Annotated in this window: 1 protein-coding gene and 1 pseudogene; one reads left to right on the top strand and one right to left on the bottom strand. The window is 31.8% G+C overall.

What is annotated here, in order from left to right; all coding sequences use genetic code 11:
- A pseudogene (locus BAQ49_RS09900) lies at positions 1-572 on the bottom strand (hypothetical protein); the annotation flags it as partial.
- 299 nt (positions 573-871) lie between these two features.
- Here BAQ49_RS09900 and BAQ49_RS09895 point away from each other — a divergent pair.
- Positions 872-1234: hypothetical protein (locus BAQ49_RS09895; RefSeq protein ID WP_071745175.1), on the top strand; the 363-nt coding region annotated here is incomplete at its 3' end.

The raw sequence follows: 1234 nt of genomic DNA, 5'->3' as shown, positions 1-1234 counted from the left end.
TCAGCTTCCTTAAACTTATTTATCACGGCTAGATGCAATTTTTCATTCGTTCCCATGATGGTTTTATTTTTATACTGCAAGTACAGTTCTAGCAAAAACCAAATATGTCTATCCTCTTCATTGGCATCTATTAAATGTTCACCGAAGTGATGAGTCATAAAATCATATAATATATTTTCTTCTTTCTCCCATCCATACATTGCAAAATGAACTAATGTGAGGACGACTTCTCTAAACGTATATCCCAAGATCATCCCTGGATACCTGCTTGTATAGAGATCCTGTCCCATGCACTGGTAAAATAAAACCTTCTGCATGTTCTTTAATCCTTCTGCATTGTTTCCACCGCTGATCAATACATCATTTTTCCATAATGACAAGTGATATGAGGAAATTTTGCTTAGATTTATTAATAGTATGTGATCTTTATCTGTTTCATTTTGCTCAACGATTTTCTCAATCTTTCTTCTACTGACATTATATTTATCTTTAACATCTTCAAATTTGATTCCATCCACAAAATTTTTGCTATATCTTTTAAAAGCCATTTCTAACTTTTTTTGGTTCATCATTGTATCCTCCCATTTGTATGTTTTCTAATTTCTGTTTCTAAACAAAAGTGAGACCCCAGTTTCAACCACTCTTATTTTAACTCAAATGTAAATTATAGTAACTTATTAAATGCACTTTTCTTAATTATTCAGCCTTTTACCTTAAAAAATCGAATGTAAACCAATACCTATTTATTTACATTCAAAACATTGTAAATAAGGCGTACCGCCAAATAAAAACATATCCATAGGGAAGCGTGTAGCACCTTGCTATAATAATGTTGGAACTATTTCCTAATTATTGATGAAGGAGCTTAGACATGGAAAAGATTAATAGAATATTAAGTGATTTTGCTAAGGTTAATGAATATGATGGCGTAGGTAATGATTATAGACTATATCTTTTATCAGAAGATACAAAAGAAGATATATGTGAGCTTATAAAAAAGGATATAAAAGCTACTAGTGACGACACAATAGAACTTATACAGTTGAATGAATGGCAGCAGGATTTCCTTTCTTGTGAATTCCCTGACAGTGAAGAGTATTGGTTCGGAACAATACCCAGTGGATATGATTTGAAAGGGTTAACACCGAAGGAGTTTATAATTGAACAGTTATTGAATACATTTGAACAAGGGATTGGAGCAGTTTATTGGGTAAAATTAGATATAGGAGCCTAT

This window comes from Bacillus proteolyticus (assembly GCF_001884065.1).
Classification (GTDB): domain Bacteria; phylum Bacillota; class Bacilli; order Bacillales; family Bacillaceae_G; genus Bacillus_A; species Bacillus_A proteolyticus.
This window is presented reverse-complemented; position numbering and strand designations above follow the sequence as displayed.